General features: G+C 63.5%; 13 protein-coding genes. 7 read left to right on the top strand and 6 right to left on the bottom strand.

All coding sequences use genetic code 11. The annotated features are described in order from the left end of the window. Window positions 1-225 precede the first annotated feature (225 nt). Window positions 226-1,074, top strand: coding sequence for a formyltetrahydrofolate deformylase (purU, locus tag DOM56_RS10745; protein WP_110708758.1), 849 nt, complete (start codon window positions 226-228; stop codon window positions 1,072-1,074). A gap of 17 nt (window positions 1,075-1,091) precedes the next feature. Here the strand turns inward: purU and dinB are convergent, their stop codons facing one another. Both dinB and lexA read right to left on the bottom strand, forming a co-directional pair. Further along, window positions 1,092-2,159, bottom strand: coding sequence for a DNA polymerase IV (dinB, locus tag DOM56_RS10750; RefSeq protein ID WP_110708759.1), 1,068 nt, complete (start codon window positions 2,157-2,159; stop codon window positions 1,092-1,094). Between the two features lie 17 nt (window positions 2,160-2,176). Further along, the gene (lexA, locus tag DOM56_RS10755; protein WP_110708760.1) at window positions 2,177-2,824 is read right to left on the bottom strand and encodes a transcriptional repressor LexA; all 648 of its coding nucleotides are present in this window, start codon (window positions 2,822-2,824) and stop codon (window positions 2,177-2,179) included. Between the two features lie 292 nt (window positions 2,825-3,116). Between lexA and DOM56_RS10760 the strand changes: the two genes are divergently transcribed. The 3 genes from DOM56_RS10760 to DOM56_RS10770 all read left to right on the top strand — a co-directional run bounded on the left by DOM56_RS10760 (window position 3,117) and on the right by DOM56_RS10770 (window position 5,539). After that, complete coding sequence (locus DOM56_RS10760; protein WP_110708761.1) at window positions 3,117-3,785, top strand: TetR/AcrR family transcriptional regulator; 669 nt, start codon at window positions 3,117-3,119, stop codon at window positions 3,783-3,785. An 86-nt stretch (window positions 3,786-3,871) separates the two neighbouring features. Then, window positions 3,872-4,888, top strand: coding sequence for a beta-N-acetylhexosaminidase (gene nagZ / locus DOM56_RS10765; protein ID WP_110708762.1), 1,017 nt, complete (start codon window positions 3,872-3,874; stop codon window positions 4,886-4,888). A 78-nt stretch (window positions 4,889-4,966) separates the two neighbouring features. After that, window positions 4,967-5,539, top strand: coding sequence for a hypoxanthine-guanine phosphoribosyltransferase (locus tag DOM56_RS10770; RefSeq protein ID WP_110599321.1), 573 nt, complete (start codon window positions 4,967-4,969; stop codon window positions 5,537-5,539). A gap of 37 nt (window positions 5,540-5,576) precedes the next feature. Here the strand turns inward: DOM56_RS10770 and DOM56_RS10775 are convergent, their stop codons facing one another. Continuing rightward, complete coding sequence (locus DOM56_RS10775) at window positions 5,577-6,410, bottom strand: pyruvate, water dikinase regulatory protein (RefSeq protein ID WP_110709326.1); 834 nt, start codon at window positions 6,408-6,410, stop codon at window positions 5,577-5,579. A gap of 277 nt (window positions 6,411-6,687) precedes the next feature. Here DOM56_RS10775 and ppsA point away from each other — a divergent pair, with 277 nt between their 5' ends. Next, complete coding sequence (gene ppsA / locus DOM56_RS10780; protein ID WP_110708763.1) at window positions 6,688-9,060, top strand: phosphoenolpyruvate synthase; 2,373 nt, start codon at window positions 6,688-6,690, stop codon at window positions 9,058-9,060. A 102-nt stretch (window positions 9,061-9,162) separates the two neighbouring features. Here ppsA and DOM56_RS10785 read toward each other — a convergent pair whose 3' ends face one another. From DOM56_RS10785 to acnB, 3 genes are all read right to left on the bottom strand, one after another. Next, the gene (locus DOM56_RS10785; protein ID WP_110708764.1) at window positions 9,163-10,977 is read right to left on the bottom strand and encodes a glycerophosphodiester phosphodiesterase; all 1,815 of its coding nucleotides are present in this window, start codon (window positions 10,975-10,977) and stop codon (window positions 9,163-9,165) included. 172 nt (window positions 10,978-11,149) lie between these two features. After that, complete coding sequence (locus tag DOM56_RS10790; RefSeq protein WP_110708765.1) at window positions 11,150-11,740, bottom strand: outer membrane beta-barrel protein; 591 nt, start codon at window positions 11,738-11,740, stop codon at window positions 11,150-11,152. 257 nt (window positions 11,741-11,997) lie between these two features. Beyond that, a complete protein-coding gene (gene acnB, locus DOM56_RS10795) occupies window positions 11,998-14,601 on the bottom strand; it encodes a bifunctional aconitate hydratase 2/2-methylisocitrate dehydratase (RefSeq protein ID WP_110709327.1) in 2,604 nt (867 codons plus the stop codon). Between the two features lie 508 nt (window positions 14,602-15,109). Between acnB and DOM56_RS10800 the strand changes: the two genes are divergently transcribed. Together DOM56_RS10800 and DOM56_RS10805 are read left to right on the top strand one after the other, a co-directional pair. Beyond that, the gene (locus DOM56_RS10800; protein WP_110708766.1) at window positions 15,110-15,757 is read left to right on the top strand and encodes a tRNA-(ms[2]io[6]A)-hydroxylase; all 648 of its coding nucleotides are present in this window, start codon (window positions 15,110-15,112) and stop codon (window positions 15,755-15,757) included. Window positions 15,758-15,868: 111 nt separating this feature from the next. Then, entirely contained in the window at window positions 15,869-19,771 is a 3,903-nt protein-coding gene (locus DOM56_RS10805; protein WP_110708767.1) for an AAA family ATPase, read from the top strand. Window positions 19,772-19,775: the final 4 nt, after the last annotated feature.

The following is a 19,775-nucleotide window of genomic DNA, read 5'->3' on the forward strand; positions in this document are numbered from 1 at the left end:
CGTTCGTCGGGAAGCGGCGTCACCTGGCATCGAGGCTGGTGTTGCCGTCTGCGGCTCCTCATGCGGGTCGCCAAGGCGGCGGGTCATCGATGTGTCGTTTCTGCCGAGGTGATGCCGCCGCGCCGGGTTCGGTTTCGCAACCGGGCCGAATGGTCGGTTTGAGCGCTTTTACACCCCGAGCTCTTTCCTAAAGCGCTTATGCGTTAACAGAGTGTCCTCAGAGTTATGTCGCACAACTATCGTCTCATCGTTTCCTGTCCCGACCGCGTCGGTATCGTCTCGCGGGTGTCGGGCTTCATCGCTTCCCAGGAAGGCTCGATCATCGAAGCCAACCAGCATTCCGACCTGGCTACCGGGCGCTTTTTCATGCGCTACGACATTCAGGCCAATGCGCTGAGTGCCCGGGAGTTTCGAATCGCCTTCGCGCCCATCGCCGAAGAGTTCGAGATGAGCTGGCGCCTCAGCGACTCCGACCGACGCCAGCGGCTGGTGATCATGGTTTCCAAGGAGTCGCACTGCCTGGCCGATCTGCTCTATCGCTGGTCGGCCGGGGAGCTCGAGTGCGATATCCCGTGCGTGATCTCCAACCATGACGATCTGCGCGCCATGGTGGCCTGGTACGGAATTCCATTCCATCACGTTCCGGTTGAGCCCGGTGACAAGGCGTCGGCCTTTGCCCAGACCGAGCGTCTGATCACGGCGGCCGAAGCCGACAGCGTGGTACTGGCGCGATACATGCAGATTCTGCCACCCGATCTCTGCCAGCGGTATGCCGGGCGAGTCATCAATATCCACCACAGCTTCCTGCCGTCGTTCGCCGGGGCCAAGCCTTACCACCAAGCTTTCGAGCGTGGCGTCAAACTGATCGGTGCCAGCTGCCACTACGTCACCGAGGAGCTCGACGCGGGGCCGATCATCGAACAGGACATCCAGCGCGTGTCGCATTGCCATACACCCCAGGACCTGGTGCGTCTGGGGCGCGATGTGGAAAAGGCCGTGCTCGCGCGTGGATTGCGCTGGCATCTACAGGATCGCGTGCTCATTCACGGCAACAAGACGGTGGTGTTCTCCTGATCCGCGCCACCTGACGTTCAAGGCGTCGCCGGCTGGTCGCCGTCGAACAGGCCCAGCTGGCGCTGCTCCTGCTCCGGCACCAGCCGCACGCCGACACCCAGCAGCCTGACCGGGCGCTCGCCTCGTCGCCATGCGCTTTCCAGCAGCTCATGGAAGCGCGCGTCGATGATGCCGCGAGCCCCCGTTTCCTGCGTGGTGCTTGAGAAGTCGTCGAAGCGTACCTTGACGAACTGCTTGGCAATGGCGGGGTCGCCATGGCGGGCGATGCGATCGTGGAGTTTCTCGATCAGGGGCTCGAGCGCCCCGTGACAGTCACTGAGGTGGGGCAGGTCGCGGTCATAGGTGGTCTCGACGCTGACGGATTTGCGTTCACGCGAGACGTTGACCGGACGGTCGTCGATGCCGTGCGCCAATTCGTGCAGACGGCGTCCGAACTTGCCGAACTGATCCAGCAGCTTGTCCATCGGCTGGGCCCGGAGATCGGCACAACTGGCGATCCCCAGGGTATCGAGCTTGGTCGCCGTCGCCGGCCCAACGCCATGGAGTTTCCTGACCGGCAAGTCGGTAATGAACGACTCCATCTCCGTCGGTGGGATCACAAACAGGCCGTCCGGTTTGTCCCAGTCGCTGGCGATCTTGGCAAGGAACTTGTTGGGGGCGACGCCGACCGAGATGACGATGCCTGTTCTCGCCAGGGCTTCGTCCTTGAGCCAACGAGCCATCCAGGTGGCGCTGCCCCGGAATCGGGTGACCTCGGTCACGTCAAGGTAGGCTTCATCGAGAGAGAGCGGCTCGACCAGCGGTGTCAGTTCGTGAAAGATCGCCTGGATCTGTTGCGATACTTCCCGATACTTGTTGAAGTCGGGCGGCAGCAGCTTCAACTCGGGACACAGACGCAGCGCCCGCGCCGTGGGCATGGCGGAGTGCACGCCGAATTGCCGCGCCGGGTAGTTGCAGGTAGCGATCACTCCCCGTCGCTCGGCACTTCCGCCGATCGCCAGCGGCGTATTCGCGAGCGACGGGTCGTCGCGCATCTCCACGGCCGCGTAGAAGCAGTCGCAGTCGGCATGCAGAATCTTGCGCATGGCGCCGGGCGATAGCCTCAGTGAAGGCCGCTACCGTTGCCACCGCGAATGACGCCGACGCCGAGTCCCTCGATCTCAAGGTGCTGATGCTTCAGATCGATCACGATGGGTTCGAAATCCGCGTTCTCGGCGATGAGCGTGACCCGGCTGCCCTGGCGCTGGAAGCGCTTGACGGTGACGTCGTCCTCCAGCCTTGCCACGACGATCTGGCCGTTGCGAATCTCCTGGGTGCGGTGAACGGCGAGCAGGTCACCGTCGAAGATTCCGGCATCCTTCATCGACAGTCCGCGAACCCGGAGCAGGTAGTCGGCGCTGGGCGTGAAATAGTCGGCCGGCAGGGGGCAGTATCGGTCGATGTGTTCGGTGGCCAGAATCGGGCTGCCCGCAGCGACGCTGCCGATCACCGGCAAGCCCTCGATGGCGGCTTCGGCAGGTTCGGCTTCCTGCCCGCTGGCGGGCAATCGGATCCCGCGGGAAGTGCCAGGTATCATGCGGATGACGCCCTTGCGGTCCAGCGCGCGCAGGTGCTCCTCGGCGGCGTTGGGGGAGCGGAACCCCAGCGCGCGGGCGATTTCGGCTCGTGTCGGCGGGTAGCCGAATTCGCCCATCGTCTTGACGATGAAATCATAGACGTTCTGCTGTCGTGCGGTGAGCGGTCGCGCCATCGGTCTCTCCCGGGCCTTGAGGGTCAATCAGGCGATCTGGAGCCTGCTTGGATCGCCAGGCGTTATCCAACTGGACATGGATCGGATGGAGTGGCGTCCGGTCCGCGGCCAGGCGTGTTCATGCATACAGGCTGGAATTGTATCCAGTCATTCGCGATGAGGGAAGCCTTTCGCGCCCCGACTCGGAGACTCGGGGCCCCAGGTCCGACGAAATGCTCGATTGTGTGGCTTGTGTGGGAATGATTAGAATCATAATCGTTCTAAGTCGTTGTTCTCAGGCACGAGGTATGACATGGCCCGACCCGACACCGTTACTCGTATTCTCGATACGGCGGAGGTCCTTTTTGCCGAAAAGGGGTTCGCTGAAACCTCGCTGCGCAACATCACGACTCGGGCCAAGGTCAATCTGGCGGCGGTGAATTATCATTTTGGCTCCAAGAAAGCGTTGATCCAGGCCGTGTTTGCCCGCTATCTCGATCCGTTCTCGGAGCGGCTGAATCTGGCGCTGGATGGACTGGAGGCGCGCTACCGAAAGGAGGGCGTGCCGCTCGAGGTGCTGCTGGAGCAGCTTGCCACCAGCGTTCTGGATGTGCCCGCCGAACGCAATAGCCTCAAGGTCTTCATGAAGCTACTGGGGTTGGCCTATACGCAGGCCCAGGGTCATCTGCGGCGCTATATCCAGGAGCACTACGGGGAGACGTTCCACCGTTTCGTCCGCTGCCTGCGACTGGCGACGCCGGACCTGCCGGATGCCGAGCGATTCTGGCGGCTCCATTTCATGCTGGGCACCGTGATCTTCACCCTATCTGGACTGGATGCGCTGAGGGATATCGCCGACAGCGAGTATCAGGAACACATGTCGGTCAGGGAGCTGATCCGCCATCTTCGTCCGGTCGTGGTGGCCGGCATGCAGGCGCCGCTGCCTGCGTCCCTGGAGAAGGTCGGTTCGGCTGTCGAGTGAGAGGATGACTCCTGGCACCCTCGGCCTCTGTCATGGGAACCCGCTGTCGTCTAGAATCGGGCGCTCAATGGTCTCAGGTGTTAGCTATGACTCAACCTCTCGGCCCGGTCATGCTGGATGTCGAAGGCACCCGGTTACGTGACGAAGAGCGCCAGTTGATCTCGCGAGCGGAGGTCGGTGGTGTCCTGCTGTTTGCCAGAAACACCCCGGACGTCGCCACGACCCAGGCGTTGATCGGCCAGATTCGCGAGTGTCGACCCGACATCCTGGTTGCGATCGACCAGGAAGGTGGTCGGGTGCAGCGCTTGAAGGAGGGCGTGACGCAGATACCGCCCATGGCGGTACTGGGCCACCACTTCGTGGAGTTCCCCGAGTCGGCATTGACCCTGACCCAGGACGCCGGCTGGCTGCTGGGCATGGAGATGGCCGCTTGCGGATTCGATCTGAGTTTCGCGCCTGTGCTCGATCTCGACGACGATCAGTCGCCCGCCATCGGGTCGCGAAGTTTCTCGCCGGACCCGGAGGTGGTCGCCGTGCTGGCGGGCGCCTTCATCGAGGGGCTCCACGAGGCGGGCATGGTCGCGGTCGGCAAGCACTTCCCCGGCCACGGGGGAGCGCGGCAGGATTCTCATTTCGGGGTTGCCGAGGATCCGCGCTCCTTGGCGGAGCTGCGCGAGCACGACCTGGTTCCTTTCGCCAGGCTCGCCACCAAGCTGGACGGCATCATGCCGGCTCACGTCATCTACTCCGCGTTCGACGATCGGCCCGCCGGGTTCTCTCCCAGCTGGCTTGGTATGCTGCGCGAAGAGCTCGGTTTCAAGGGCGCCATCTTCTCGGATGATCTGACCATGGCGGCGGCGCACGCGGCCGGGTCACCCAGCGAGCGGGCCGAAGCGGCCTGGGGGGCCGGTTGCGACATGGCTGTCATCTGCAATGCTCCCGCAGCGGCACGCGAGATCGTCGCGGCCTGTGAGGGCCGCCAGACCCAGCGTGTCGCCAAGCTGCGTTACGCCCGCGCCCGTCCCACGCTGGCGTCGCTCACCGCGATCTCCCGCTGGCGGCGCACCCACGCCCGTCTTGAATCGCTCAACGAGTCCGAATGACGGGTAGAGTCCCCCTGTTTTCCCGCGACGGTCGGTGATGACCCTGGCCGTCGCTCTTTCCATGGTGAACCGTAGACGATGAATCAACCCCCCTCGATCGATGCCCTGAGCTCGATGCAGGAAGTGATGGACAACGCCGATTGCCTGATCGACCAGGCGCAGGTGGAACAGGCGCTGGACCGCATGGCGGCCGATATCACGAACCAGTTGGGCGATAAGCTGCCGGTTTTCTATTGCGTCATGAACGGCGGACTGATCACCACCGGACATCTGCTGACGCGGCTCGGTTTTCCGCTGGAAGTCGACTATCTGCACGCTACCCGCTATCGCGGTGGTATCCGCGGCGGTGAGCTGTTCTGGCGAGTGTCGCCGGAGATTCCCATGGCCGGTCGCCATGTCGTGATCGTCGACGACATTCTCGACGAGGGCGCCACGTTGGCGGCCATTCTCGATTACTGCCGCCAGGCCGGAGCGGCGAGCATCTCGACGGCGGTGCTGGTCGACAAGCGACACGATCGCAAGTCGTCGCCCGATCTGAAGGCCGACTACTGCGGCCTGGAGGTCGTCGATCGCTACGTGTTCGGCTTCGGCATGGATTACAAGGGGTACTGGCGTAACGCGCCGGGTATCTTCGCGCCCAAGGGGTTGTGAGCCGACCGCTGATGCCCCGAGTCTCGTTTCAGCCCGCCTAGCGCGGGCTGAAACGTCTCTGCAGGCCGGTTTCGTTCATCATGCGCGTCGAGATCTCTTCGATCGAGAAGCGCGTGGTGTCGATGAACGGAATGTTGTGGCGGCGATAAAGCGCTTCCGCCTGGCCGATTTCCTGCATGCACTGGTCCATCGAGCAGTAACGGCTGTCTGGCCGACGTTCGGTGCGGATGGCCGACAGCCGGCGGGCATCGATGGTCAAGCCGAACAGCTTGTGGCGATGGTTGGCCAGTGACGGCGGCAGGTTGAGAATGCCGTTCTCGTCCAGGTCGTCCTCGGTCAGCGGATAGTTGGCGGCGCGGATGCCGAACTGCAGCGCCAGGTAGAGCGAGGTGGGCGTCTTGCCGCAGCGGGAGACGCCGATCAGGATGATGTCTGCCTCCTGATACTGATGCGTTCGCGCGCCGTCATCGTTGTCGAGGGCGAAATTGACCGCCTCGATACGATGCATGTAGACATCGTCGCGGCCGATTGCGTGGGTGCGGCCGACGGTATACGTCGAGTGGGTCTCCAGCTCTTCTTCCAGCGGGGCGAGGAAGGTGGAGAAGATGTCGACCTTGAAGGCCGGCGCCTCGGCGACGATGCTGCGGATCGCCTGGTCGACGATGGTGTCGATGACGATGGGACGGATCCCGTCGCGCTCGGCTGTGGCCTCGATGATGCCGACCAGCGAACGGGCCTTGTCGAGCGTGTCGATGTAGGGCTTGGTGACCTGGATGAAATCCGTGTTCTCGAACTGTGAGAGCAGGCTGCGACCGAGGGTCTCCGCGGTGATGCCGGTGCCGTCGGAGATAAAGAACGCGGTGCGGGGCATGGCATTGATCCGTTGATGTCGATCGCCCATTGTCGGCCGAAATCCGCGGCCGGGGCAACTCGTCGTCGGTGGAGAAGTCGCCTCGCCTCGCGGGACTACAGGAATGCGCGAAATGGGCGAATTCCTGTAGAAATACTCCAAACTCTACGCCCTTAAACTTCTGGCTAAGCCGAAAGTCGCCTGTTAGCTTCTGGCCCCATCGAGGCGCAGCGGAGCGCGCCGTTTCATGTGCCACGGTTCATCAGCGGTGGCCGGCCGAGACGATCAGGAGACGACTTTGGAACCATTCATTATCACTTTCGAGCAGTTGGGGATGTCCGATGTCGAGCGCGTCGGTGGCAAGAACGCCTCGCTGGGGGAGATGATCTCCAATCTGGCGGACGCCGGGGTCACCGTGCCCGGCGGTTTCGCCACCACCTCCCATGCCTATCGCGAGTTCCTGGCCCATGACGGCTTGAACGACCGCATCAATGCCGAGCTCTCCAAGCTGGACGTCGACGATACCGAGATGCTGGCCAAGGTGGGCGAGAGGATCCGCCAGTGGGTGATCGATACGCCCTTGCCCCCCGCCTTCGAGGATGCGCTGGGTGATGCCTATCAGACGTTGCAGGCTCGCCATCCCAACCTCAAGGTGGCGGTGCGTTCATCGGCTACCGCGGAGGACCTTCCCGATGCCTCCTTCGCCGGGCAGCAGGAGACCTTTCTCAACATCGACGGCTTCGACAACGTCAAGCGTGCCGTCCACGAGGTCTTCGCCTCGCTGTTCAACGATCGCGCCATCTCCTACCGCGTGCATCGCGGCTATCCGCACGAGAACGTCGCGCTCTCCGCAGGCGTCCAGAAGATGGTGCGCTCCGAGACGGCGGCGGCTGGAGTGATGTTCACGCTGGACACCGAGTCCGGCTATCGCGACGCGGTGTTCGTGACCGGCGCCTGGGGCCTTGGCGAAACGGTGGTTCAGGGCGCGGTCAATCCCGATGAGTTCTACGTTCACAAGCCGACGCTGGCTGCCGGCCGGCCCGCGGTGCTGCGACGGACACTGGGCTCCAAGCGGATCAAGATGGTCTATACCGATGACGCCGCCGCCGGGCGTTCGGTCAAGACCGTGGACGTTGCGCATGCCGACCGCCAGCGCTTCTGCCTGAGCGACGACGATGTGATGGAACTGGCACGCCAGGCCGTGACCATCGAGAAACATTACGGCCGTCCGATGGACATCGAGTGGGCTCGCGACGGCGACGATGGCAAGCTCTACATCGTCCAGGCCCGGCCGGAGACGGTGGTATCGAACCAGGAGGGCGGCACCCTGGAGCGTTTCACGCTCAAGAACAAGAGCCGCGTGCTGGTCGACGGCCGCGCCATCGGCCAGCGGATCGGCCAGGGCAAGGTTAAGCTGGTGGCATCGCCGGAGGAGATGCACAAGGTACAGTCCGGCGACGTGCTGGTGACCGACATGACCGATCCCGACTGGGAGCCGATCATGAAACGCGCGTCCGCCATCGTCACCAATCGCGGCGGACGTACTTGCCACGCGGCGATCATCGCCCGTGAACTGGGAATCCCCGCCGTGGTCGGCTGTGGCGACGCCACCGAGCTGCTCCACGACGACGTCGAGGTGACGGTCTCCTGCGCCGAGGGGGACACCGGGCACGTCTACCAGGGCAAGCTGGAGTTCGACTGCCAGACCACCAGCGTCGACGCCATGCCGGAGATTCCGTTCAAGATCATGATGAACGTGGGCAACCCGGATCGCGCCTTCGCTTTTGCCGGGCTGCCCAACGAAGGCATCGGCCTGGCGCGGCTGGAGTTCATCATCAACCGCATGATCGGCGTGCATCCACGGGCGCTGATGGATTACGACAAGCTCTCCAGCGACCTGCAGCAGACCATCGACCTGCGCATCGCCGGCTACGACGACCCGGTCAGCTTCTACGTGGATCGTCTGGTCGAGGGCATCTCCACGTTGGCGGCGGCGTTCTATCCCAAGCGCGTGATCGTGCGGCTGTCGGACTTCAAGTCCAACGAATACGAGAACCTGATCGGCGGCAAGCTCTACGAGCCGGGCGAAGAGAATCCGATGCTCGGCTTCCGCGGCGCCTCGCGCTACATCTCCGACGACTTCCGCGCCTGCTTCGAGCTGGAGTGTCGGGCGCTCAAGCGTGTTCGCGACGAGATGGGGCTCAACAACGTCGAGATCATGGTGCCGTTCGTGCGCACGCCGGCCGAGGGCAAGGCGGTAGTTGACCTGCTCGAGGCCAACGGCCTCAAACGTGGCGACAACGGGCTCAAGATCATCATGATGTGCGAGCTCCCCTCCAACGCGCTGCTGGCCGACGAGTTCCTGGAGCATTTCGATGGGTTCTCCATCGGTTCCAACGACCTGACCCAGTTGACGCTGGGCCTGGATCGCGACTCCGCGATCATCGCCCACCTGTTCGACGAGCGGGACCCGGCGGTCAAGAAGCTGCTGTCGATGGCGATCCAGGCCTGCAAGGCCCAGGGGAAGTACGTAGGCATCTGCGGCCAGGGACCGTCCGACCATCCGGAGCTTGCCAAGTGGCTGATGGAGCAGGGGATCGATTCGGTCTCGCTGAATCCGGACGCCGTGCTCGAGACCTGGTTCATGCTGGCGGGTGAAACGCTGGGCTGATCGTAATTGAGCAGCCCAAGGGCCGGCGCGATACCCTCGCGCCGGCTTTTTTGGTTTTGACGTGATGACGAGACGTCGGCAACCGTGCTGTCGCCGGAGGGGTCACGAACGCAGCCAGTTGCGCAGCTTCACCAGCAGCAGTTCGCCGTCCGACATGGCCCGTCTTTCCTGCAGGATATTGGCGAGGGCATCGGGCCGATCTGTGATGATATTGTCGACCCCCATGTCGAGATAGCGCGACATGTCGCCGATACCATTGACGGTCCATACCGCCACCCCCCGGCCGGTATCGTGAATGGTCCTCAGCAGGCTCGGCGTGGCCTGGGTGTGGCGCAGGCCGATGATGTCGGCGTCGGTGGTATGCAGCGCGCCGGGCAGGACGAACTGCAGAAACAGGGTGGTCCGCGGCTCTCCGTCCAGGCCCTTGACCACCTCGATGACATCGGGTGACAGCGAGGCAATCACGGCGTGGTCCGTCATCTGACTGGCCTTCAACTGGGCGATGACCTTTTGAGCCAGCTCCTCGGCGGTGCCTGGTGACGGTTTCAGCTCGACGTAGAGCCCGATGCGATCCCGCGCATTGTCCAGGACCTGCTGGAACGTGGGAATGCGCTCGCCGACGAAGGCATCGCCGAAGTAGGAGCCGACATCGACCTGTTCGATCTCCGCCAGCGTCATGTCGCTGATGTTACGGTCGACCCCGGTCAATCGGCTCAGATTGTTGTCGTGGGAGACGACGACCTGTCCGTCGCCGCTCAGGCGCACGTCCAGTTCCATGTAGTCGGCACCGTCGGCGATGGCTTGGTTCATCGAGGCCATGGTGTTCTCGGGCGCCGCCAGCGAACTGCCGCGATGGGCGGTGATGGCGACGTGGTCGTTGATCTCGAACCCATGCAGTATCCAGCCCGCCTGGCCCAGGGCAAAGACCAGCAGCAGGATCTCTGCCCCCCAGGCGATCACCCCGGAGCGCTGCGGCGTCGCGGCGGGGCGAAACACTGGCGCCCGCCCGATGGCACGGTGGTATAGCGTGATCACCACCAGGCTGTTGGCTGCGATGCCCAGGAAAGTGAGTGCGATCGTGGTGACGATATACAGCGCCAGATAGGTCAGCATCGCTGGAATCAGCACGCTGTTGCGCTCCGGCAGATACCCGAGCAACGTCCCGCCCAGGGTGTTGAAGACCAGGGTGAAGACAACCGGGATGGCCGCCACCAGCAGCGCCATGCCGACGACGGCCAGGGCCATCCGCAGGCGACGCCCCTGGGTCAGTTCGCGGCTGCGTTTCAACGCGGCGATCGGCTTCAGCCCGTCGAGCATCATCGCCGGCAGTGCCAGGAACCAGCGGAAATAGAGGGCGGCGCTGAGCAGCACCAGAACCACAACGATCGGCGTCGCCATGGCGAGAAACTCCCACAGCTCGGGAGGCTTCAGGTGGATCAGAATATAGGGCTCGATATCGCCGAGCATGGCGCTGTAAAGGTGGGAGAGACCGATGGCGAACGGGGCGGCCAGGAGGAGATGGCTCCCGACCTGGAGCAGGGTGAGGGTCATTAAGGCCGGAAAACGGCGTAGCACGTGCCACAGCGAACCCATGGCCACCCGATATCGATTTCCGGCCTGGCTCGAGACGACGAGCATCATTCCCGCCTGCTGGAGGAAGATCACCAGGAAGCTGAGTCCGATCGCCACCAGCAGCCAGAGCAGCCCCCAGGGCGAGAAGGCGACATCCAGAATCTGTCCGTTGCTGAGCACGGGGCGGCCGATGCGATGGAGGAGTCCGGACAGCGTATTGGCCGACAGCGGCACCCATACCGCCGAGGCGAGTAACGTGAAGAACAGGTGGAAGGCGATCAGCGAACGCAGGTGGGCGCGGATCTGCCGGGCGATGTCTTGTATCAGTGATCTGGGCGCTAGCATGGAGTGGTCGGCGGTGTCCCTTCCTGGGCCAGGTGGTCTCAATGACGAATGGTCGCGACAAGGCATGCCATTCAGTGTTGTCGTCAAACGGTCATCTTTGCAAGTTCGGCCGACCATTGACAAAAAAAGGCCGCTCGAAGGCGGCCTGGATGCGGCATCGTCAACCGCGGGTCTAGAACTGCCAGCCCACGGAGGCGGTGTAGGTATCGACCTTGAAGTCGCTGTCGAAGTCGTAGCGCTCGTATTCGGTGCGCAGCAAAAGGTGCTGATAGCGGAACTGCACGCCGGCGCCATAGACCGGGTCGATCCCGTCATTGTCATCGAGATCCGACGTGGCGCTGAGCTCGCCCCTGGCCTCCGTTTCCCAACGTGCCATGCCCGCCTTGGCGAACAGCTCGAAGCCAGCGCCGACCGGCAGCTTGCCGACCAGACTCAAGCCGTAGGCCTTGCTCTTGAGGTCGACGACATTGCCACCCCGGATCAGGTTGGGCTTGCCCAGATCGGCGTAGAAGGCCTCGGTGGCGAAGTAGGGGTTGTATTCGTAGCCGACGAATGCCTTGTAGACGCTGTCATCATCGTCGACGTGATAGCTTTCGCCGCTGGCCCCGGCAAACTTGCCGATCTCGCTGTCGCTGCTCGCCACCTCACCGTAGCCACCGCCGATGCCAAGATAGAGCCCGTCGGCGTTGGCCGCCTGCGCCGTCGGCGCCAACAGCAGCGGAGACATCGTCATCGGAATGACGAGCCAGATCTTCTTCTTCATCGTGAATCTCCCTTGAATGCGTTCGAACAGGCATTCCGTGGCCTCATCGGCGAATTGCCATGCGGATGACGAATGGCTACCGGCGTGTACGGATCGTCGACGCTGGCGAACAGCGTTTCATGACTCGGTCAGACTTTATGATTAGCCCCGGTCAGACGCAAGCGATCTCTCATCGAGGTCAGGCATAAAAAAACGCCCCGCGTTGGCGGGGCGTTTCGGTGACCTCTTCATGAAGCGCGAGCATCGGAAGAGACGTGTCAGGCTTCCTGGGCGACCGGAATGACGCTCGAGGCCGCTTTCTGGAAATCCTCTATCTCATGGAAGTTCAGGTAGCGGTAGATCTCACCCGCCATGGCATTGAACTCACCCATGGTAGCCTTGTACTCCTCCACCGTGGGCAGGCGGCCTTCGACGGCAGCGATGGCCGCGAGCTCTGCAGATGCCAAATAGACATCGGCGCCGTCGCCCAGACGGTTGGGGAAGTTACGGGTCGAGGTGGATACCACGGTCGATTTCGGCGCGACGCGTGCCTGGTTGCCCATGCACAGCGAGCAGCCGGGCATCTCCATGCGAGCGCCAGCCTTGCCGTAGATGCCGTAGTAGCCCTCCTCGGTCAACTGATGTTGGTCCATCTTGGTCGGCGGTGCAAGCCACAGGCGCGTTTTCAGGCTGCCGGCCGGCTGCTTCTCGAGCAATTTGCCGGCGGCGCGGAAATGGCCGATGTTGGTCATGCACGAGCCGATGAAGACTTCATCGATCTTCTGGCCAGCAACCTCGGAGAGCAGACGGGCATCGTCCGGGTCGTTGGGCGCACAGAGCACCGGCTGGTCGATCTCGGCCAGGTCGATCTCGATTACCGCAGCGTACTCTGCATCGGCGTCGGCGCGCATCAGGCTGGGGTTGGCCAGCCACGCTTCCATGGCTTCGATACGGCGCTCCAGCGTGCGGCGGTCACCATAGCCGGCGCTGATCATCCACTTCAGCAGCGTGACGTTGGAGTTCAGGTACTCGGTAACGCGCTCTTCGCCCAGCGTGATGGTGCAACCCGCAGCGCTGCGCTCCGCGGAGGCATCGGAGAGCTCGAACGCCTGCTCGGCGGTGAGATCCTCGAGACCTTCGATCTCCAGAATGCGGCCGGAGAAGATGTTCTTCTTGCCGGACTTGGCCACCGTCAGGTGCCCTTGCTGGATCGCGTAGTAGGGGATCGCGTGGACCAGGTCGCGCAGGGTGATGCCCGGCTGACGCTCACCCTTGAACCGCACCAGCACCGACTCCGGCATGTCCAGCGGCATCACCCCGGTGGCCGCCGCGAAGGCAACCAGCCCGGAACCTGCCGGGAACGAGATGCCCATCGGGAAACGGGTGTGCGAGTCACCACCGGTACCGACGGTGTCCGGCAGTAGCATGCGGTTGAGCCAGGAGTGGATGATGCCATCGCCCGGTCGCAGCGAGACGCCGCCACGGTTCATGATGAAGTCGGGCAGGGTGTGATGGGTCTCGACGTCGACCGGCTTGGGATAGGCGGCGGTGTGACAGAACGACTGCATCACCAGGTCGGCCTGGAAGCCGAGGCACGCCAGATCCTTGAGCTCGTCGCGAGTCATCGGGCCCGTAGTGTCCTGGGAGCCGACCGTGGTCATCTTCGGCTCGCAGTACATGCCCGGACGGACGCCGTCCATGTCGCAGGCCTTGCCGACCATCTTCTGCGCCAGGGTGAAGCCCTTGCCGCTGTCGACCGGCTGTTCCGGCTTGCGGAAAATATCCGAGCCCGGCAGGCCGAGCTCGTTGCGCGCCTTCTCGGTCAGCCCGCGGCCGATGATCAGCGGGATACGGCCACCGGCGCGCACTTCGTCGAGGATCACCTGGGTCTTGAGCTCGAAGGTGGAAACGACTTCGTCGCTGTCGTGACGGGTGACCTTGCCTTCATAGGGATAGACGTCGATGACGTCGCCCATCTCGAGCTTGTCGACGTCCATCTCGATCGGCAGGGCGCCAGCGTCTTCCATGGTATTGAAGAAGATCGGTGCGATCTTGCCGCCGAAGCAGAAACCGCCGGCACGCTTGTTGGGGACGTGGGGGATGTCGTCACCGAAGAACCACAGCACCGAGTTGGTCGCTGACTTGCGCGAGGAGCCGGTGCCCACCACGTCGCCTACGTAGGCGACCGGGAAGCCTTTGGCCTTGACCGCCTCGATCTGCGCCAGCGGGCCCTTGCTGCCCGCCACTTCCGGCTCGATGCCGTCGCGGGGGTTCTTGAGCATGGCGTTGGCGTGGAGCGGGATGTCGGGGCGTGACCAGGCATCCGGCGCTGGCGACAGGTCGTCGGTATTGGTCTCGCCGGGTACCTTGAACACCGCGATGCTGATCTTGTCGGCCAGCGCCGGCTTGGCCAGGAACCATTCGGCCTCGGCCCACGACTCGAGCACGCTCTGGGCCACGGCGTTACCGTTCTTGGCCCGCTCTGCGACATCGTGGAAAGCATCGAACATCAACAGAGTGTGCTTGAGCTGCTCGCCCACCTCCTGGGCCAGTTCGCTGTCGTCCAGCAGCTCGACCAGGGTGGCGATGTTGTAGCCGCCCTGCATGGTCCCCAGCAGCTTGACCGCGTGGATCTTGTCGATCAGCGGCGAGGTCGCCTCCCCCTTGGCGATGGCGGTGAGGAAGCCGGCCTTGACGTAGGCGGCCTCGTCGACACCGGGCGGCACGCGATCGGTGATCAGTTCGAGGAGAAATGCCTCTTCACCGGCGGGCGGCTGCTTGAGCAGCTCGACCAGTTGGACGGTCATTTCGGCGGTCAACGGTTTCGGCGGCACGCCTTCCTGGGCGCGCTCCTCGACATGTTGGCGGTAAGCTTCAAGCACGGTGGAGACCCTCATCTAGAGTTAGAGCCCGCATGAGCGAGACGGAATCCGGGCCAGGACGCGGCAGGCACGGAACGTCTCGTCGTTCGGCAAGCCAGGATCGTCTGGCGGCCATTGACATGGCTGTCACGAAATCGGCTGCGGTGGGCGCTGCGAAGTCTACGTGAAACTGTCGACAATGTTAAGGAGACCACGGCGCCGCGTCGGGCCTCCGCTACTTTAGGGCTGCCGTCAATGTCACCATGGTCGTGGGGATGGCTATCGAAGTCTCATCGGGCAGGCGCTACCATGTGCCCACTGGGCTCGAATCCACTCTGATTCAACGTATCGAGTGGCCGAAATCCTCGAAAAGTTCTCCGGGTCGGGGGCTCGACGCTCATTCCGAATGTCTGATGAGTGAGGGTCGGGAAATACGACATGTCTCGCCACGATCCGATGTCTTCCATCCGCAAACGGGGTTGGCAGTTGCCTGCCAAGCGTCCGAAGAACGTCAATGACTACTGAACGAATGACTGATGACATCGATGTCGACATCGACCGCTTGCTGCCGATCGAGCTGCTCGAATTCCTACCTTGTGCCACGCCTCGGCGCTGGATCGAGGCCGCACTGGAAAACCCGGCGCTGTTGTTGATCGACCATGCGCAGTGTGAAAAGAAGGCCGCCTCTACTGCGATGAGCCTGATGTTCCGGTATGTCGATCGCCCCGAGCTTCTGACCAAGATGTCTCAGTTGGCGCGTGAGGAGCTTCTCCATTTCGAGCAGGTGGTTGGTTTGATGCAGGAGCGGGGAGTCGACTACTCCCACATTCAGGCGTCGCGCTATGCGGAGGGGCTGCGTGAACACGTAGCACGAGAAGAGCCAGACCGATTGATCGATATTCTGATCGTGGGTGCGTTCATCGAAGCGCGCTCGTGTGAGCGTTTCGCACGGCTGATTCCTCATCTCGATGAGCCGCTTGCCAAGTTCTATCGCTCCCTCGTGCGTTCGGAAGGGCGTCACTTCGAGGATTACCTCGGACTCGCCGAACGTTATGGCGGCAAGGCGGCCGTGGCCGAACGCGTCGCTCGCTTCGCCGCTCACGAACAAGCGTTGATCGAAGGTGAAGACGCCATGTTCCGCTTTCACAGCGGCGTTCCGAGAGCGACCTCGCCGTGAATCGCCGCAACCTCGGCGCTCATGCCGGCCCAGGTCGGCCATGGGAGGCGCATCGACCGGCTTGGCGCTGATCTGCGTATGGTCGCTTCTTCTATCGGATAATGGAAAACGATGAATTCAGGTCGAGCAACAACAACAATCGCGCTCTTCGGACATTTCGGATATCGGCAGGGTGATCAGGCGCTGACGCACTTCAGCTACGACAAGGTGAAGGCGCTGCTGATCTACCTGCTGATGCAGGAGGCGCCGGCCAGCCGTGCCGCGCTGGCCGAAATGCTATGGCCGGACCAGGGCGTCAAGTCGGGGCGGACGAATCTTCGCCATGCCCTTCACTGCCTCCGACACAGCCTCGGCGATCTCGCGGAGTCGTCTTTGACCGTCACCCGGCAGACCATCTCCTTCGATCTGCCGCCCAATGTGCACTGGGATCTTCGCGAGGTGGACGGCCTGTTGCGAGAACCGCCTTCCATCGATGTCCTCGAGCGGCTGCTCGACTACTATCGCGGCGACCTGCTGTCCGAACTGCATCTGGGCCAGTGCGTCGCTTTCCAGCAGTGGCTGGTGCGCACCCGGGGCGAGTGGCGGCAGCGCTTGACCGAATACGCGGAGCGGGTTCTGGGGGCTTGTTCGGCGCTGCCCGAGGGGCTGCTGCGAACCCTGATCCACCGAATCCCGGACTTTGGCCCTTTCCACGAGCGATTGGTGCGACAGCTTGCCGAGCATGGACAGTTCGCTGCCGCCCGGGAACAGTTCAATGCCTTTCTTCAGCACCTGGCGCTATCCGGCCAGCAGCCCGAGCCCGGCTTTCTGCAATTGGCGAGATTCTGGTCGGAGGGGGCGGAGCCGGGACAGGTTCACCTCGATTGGTCGAACGGCGTCGGCGCCGACACTTCCTCGGGGCGACGGGAAGCGCCGGGGTACTCGGCGGAAGATATCGACTATCGCCAGGTCACGGTCATGGCGATTGCGCTCCGACCGGCGGACGCCGGAAACGATCTCGGCCGGGCGCTGGCTTGCCTGAAGGCTCAGGACCAGCTGTTCCGGTGGCTGGAGACCCAGTGTCGCCACCTTGGCGGTTTCTGGCAGGCCGCGGTAGGGAGTGGCGTGGGGCTCGCCTGCTTCGGCACGCACGGCCCAACCCATCAACTGGCCGAACTGGTGGCGCTGTTCGAGCATTGTCGCCAAGGGCTCACCCACGAGCTCGATGACCTGTGGCAGGGCGAGGAGGCGCCGCCCCGGTTCACGCTGACGGCCGGCCTGGATAGCGGTCGCGTGATCTGGCTTCCGGAGCGGCACTCGATCGATCCGTTCGGCGATGTGACGCAGGTGGCGCTGGCCATGATGGTGGCGGCCAAGAGCAGCGAGCTCGTCATCTCGCTCAACGCCAGCCAGCACCTGCCGCCGGCATTCGATCTGCAATCTCGCCTGACTCCCCGCCTGATCAGCAGCGATGGTCGGGTTCAGCGGCGAGGGCTGGTGCTTGGCGTGGAGGCCTCCTGTCGCGAGGCCCTGCCGCCGAGTCTCACCGGGCGCGAGGCCGAACTTCGCCAATTGCGCGATGCGCTGGCACGGGTCTCCCTCGGGCTGCGGCAGAGCCTGCTGGTCTTGGGCGACACGGGTATCGGCAAGTCTGCCCTGATGATCCACTTCCGGGAGTATCTCCAGCAGGAGGAAGCGGCGGTTTTCTGGCGGCCCACGACTCGCTTGTCGAGTCAGACCTCCTACGGGCTGGTCCAGGCGCTGCTGGGGTGGTATCTCGAAGCGGAGCCGGATGACGCCGCGATCCGGGAACTGGTCGACCGGTTTCCCACGATGGAGCGAGTCGGCGTCGAGCGCCGGCAGTTGCTGGTCGACGTGCTCGGACGGGCGTCGCTGGCCAGGGAGGATGCCGACGAGGCGGTGGAGCTGGTCACCCAGCTGACCCAGGCCTTGATTCTCGAGACAACCCGCTCTCGCCGTCCGCTGGTGATCATCGTCGACGACCTGCAGTGGCTGGACGAACCATCACTGAAGGTGCTGCAGAACCTCCAGGCTCGGCTGCCGATTCACACTGCCTTGTTACTGGTTGCCTCCCATCAGAACCGGGAGGTTCCCTCGGTCAGGCTGAACTGGGACCAGCAGGTGGTGCTGGGGCGTCTCGGCGCGGAGCAGTCCGCGGACATGCTGGACTACCTGGCCCGCCGACATCGCCTCAAGCTGAACCCGCGATTGCGAGAGCAGTTGATCGAGCGTTGCGAGGGAGTCCCTCTCTACTTGCAGGAGATCTGCCGTCGGCTCGAGATCGACCGTCGCGAGGGCAGACGCCTGGACGCCGACAGCCTGCCGAGCGGGTTGCTGGGATTGCTTGCCAGTCGCATCGACCAATTGCAGGGATATCGCCATGTCGCGCACATGGCGGCAACGCTTGGTCGTCAGTTCGAAGCCAGCATGCTGCGTGCCGGCCTGGCGATCGGTGACGATCTCTTCAAGGCGGCACTGGAGCAGATGCGAAGGCTCGAGATCATCGAGCCCTGTGACATGCCGCCCTACGATTTCCAGTTCAGCCATCCGCTGCTGCAGGAGGCGGCCTATCTTTCGTGTCCCCAAGATGTGCGGATCGTGCTGCATCAGCAGGTCGTGACGCTGATCGAATCCAGCTACCCCGCGTGGATCAGCCGTCATCCCGGGGATTTCGCCGAGCATCTGCGCCGGAGTGGCGACCCGGCACGGGCCGCACGCTATTTCGAAATGGCGGCAAGGAGTGCACTCAAAGTCAGTGCCAACCGCACGGCGTTGAAAATGGCCGAGTCCGGTCTTGCTTGCCTGGCAGTGACTTCCAGCGGTGGTGCCGAGCGTGAAATCAGTCTGCTGACGGTGAAAGGACAGGCTTGCTACGCGCTGGAAGGGCATGGCTCTCCGGCGGCGCAGGAGAGTTTTCTTCGGGCGCAGAGTCTGTGGCAAGGCTCGCTACCGGACGACGATGAAGCCGATGATCAGGCATTTCTGGTGACCTGGGGGCTCTGGGTGGGCGCCAGCCAGCGCCACGCCACCCAGGAGGCGGAGTCGCTGGCCCTGCAGTTGCGCGATCTGGCGCAGCGCATCGACGATCCGCGCTACCAGCGTCTGGCGCTCTATGCCCGCGCTCACGGCGAGTACTGGAGTGGCCGGATTTCGCTGGCCTATGAACACCTCGATCAGGTCGATCCGCTGAGTTGGCCCATGGTGCTGGAGTGGCTGCCTTACTCCGATCACCCCCAGGTCGCCGCGGCCTGCTATCAGAGCTGGACGCTCTGCCTGCGCGGTGACTATCGACGCGCGGAGCAACAGATGGAAGCCGCCATTCGCCTGGCGGAGTCCGTTCGTCACCCGGGATCGTTGGCCATGGCCCTGATATTTGCCGCCTCCCTCTACCGGCAACTGGGACATATCCATCTGGCGACGGAGCGTGGCCGTCGCGCCCATGAGATGACGCGTACGGCGGATCTCCAGCGCTGGCATTGGGAGGCGGAGTGCGTGCTGGGGTGGAGTCAGTCGCTGGCAGGGGAGGCGCGGGGCCTGCAGAGAATCGAGTCCAGCGTGGCCCGATTGAGCGAATTGACGGGCCGGGAGCCCTGGCAGCGGCCGTTCCTGTGGTACGGCGACGCCTGCCTGGCGCTCAACGATGTGGGGCGCGCCGCGGCGTATCTCGAGCCCTGTCTCAAGCATGCGCTGACACGGCGCTCCTTGATGATGCCTCAAATCGGCTTGCAGATGGCCCGGGTCAAGCATCGCCGGGGCGACGACATGGAGAGCGTGGCGGCCCTCATCGAAGCGTCGAGAAGCTGGGCCATTGAATCCGGCAGCCCCCACATGGAGTTGAAAAGCCTCGAGATGTGGCTCTCCCTGGTGGATCCCGGTGACCGGGAGAAGCAGCGCGCATTGCGCTATCGGCTGGGAGAGGTGGCGCTGTCCGATGCGCCGGTTCTGACTCGCTGGCGAACGCTGCTGGACAATGTCAGCGCCGCTTCGTCCCATCCGGCCGACTTCCAGCTCTAGGCTT

The organism is Salinicola sp. CR57 (genome assembly GCF_003206585.1).
Lineage (GTDB): Bacteria > Pseudomonadota > Gammaproteobacteria > Pseudomonadales > Halomonadaceae > Salinicola > Salinicola lusitanus.

Coding starts and splice junctions, on each gene's coding strand:
- purU (WP_110708758.1), top strand. CDS start 226: ATGTCGCACAACTATCGTCTCATCGTTTCCTGTCCCGACCGCGTCGGT.
- dinB (WP_110708759.1), bottom strand. CDS start 2,159: ATGCGCAAGATTCTGCATGCCGACTGCGACTGCTTCTACGCGGCCGTG.
- lexA (WP_110708760.1), bottom strand. CDS start 2,824: ATGGCGCGACCGCTCACCGCACGACAGCAGAACGTCTATGATTTCATC.
- DOM56_RS10760 (WP_110708761.1), top strand. CDS start 3,117: ATGGCCCGACCCGACACCGTTACTCGTATTCTCGATACGGCGGAGGTC.
- nagZ (WP_110708762.1), top strand. CDS start 3,872: ATGACTCAACCTCTCGGCCCGGTCATGCTGGATGTCGAAGGCACCCGG.
- DOM56_RS10770 (WP_110599321.1), top strand. CDS start 4,967: ATGAATCAACCCCCCTCGATCGATGCCCTGAGCTCGATGCAGGAAGTG.
- DOM56_RS10775 (WP_110709326.1), bottom strand. CDS start 6,410: ATGCCCCGCACCGCGTTCTTTATCTCCGACGGCACCGGCATCACCGCG.
- DOM56_RS10785 (WP_110708764.1), bottom strand. CDS start 10,977: ATGCTAGCGCCCAGATCACTGATACAAGACATCGCCCGGCAGATCCGC.
- DOM56_RS10790 (WP_110708765.1), bottom strand. CDS start 11,740: ATGAAGAAGAAGATCTGGCTCGTCATTCCGATGACGATGTCTCCGCTG.
- DOM56_RS10800 (WP_110708766.1), top strand. CDS start 15,110: ATGACTGATGACATCGATGTCGACATCGACCGCTTGCTGCCGATCGAG.
- DOM56_RS10805 (WP_110708767.1), top strand. CDS start 15,869: ATGAATTCAGGTCGAGCAACAACAACAATCGCGCTCTTCGGACATTTC.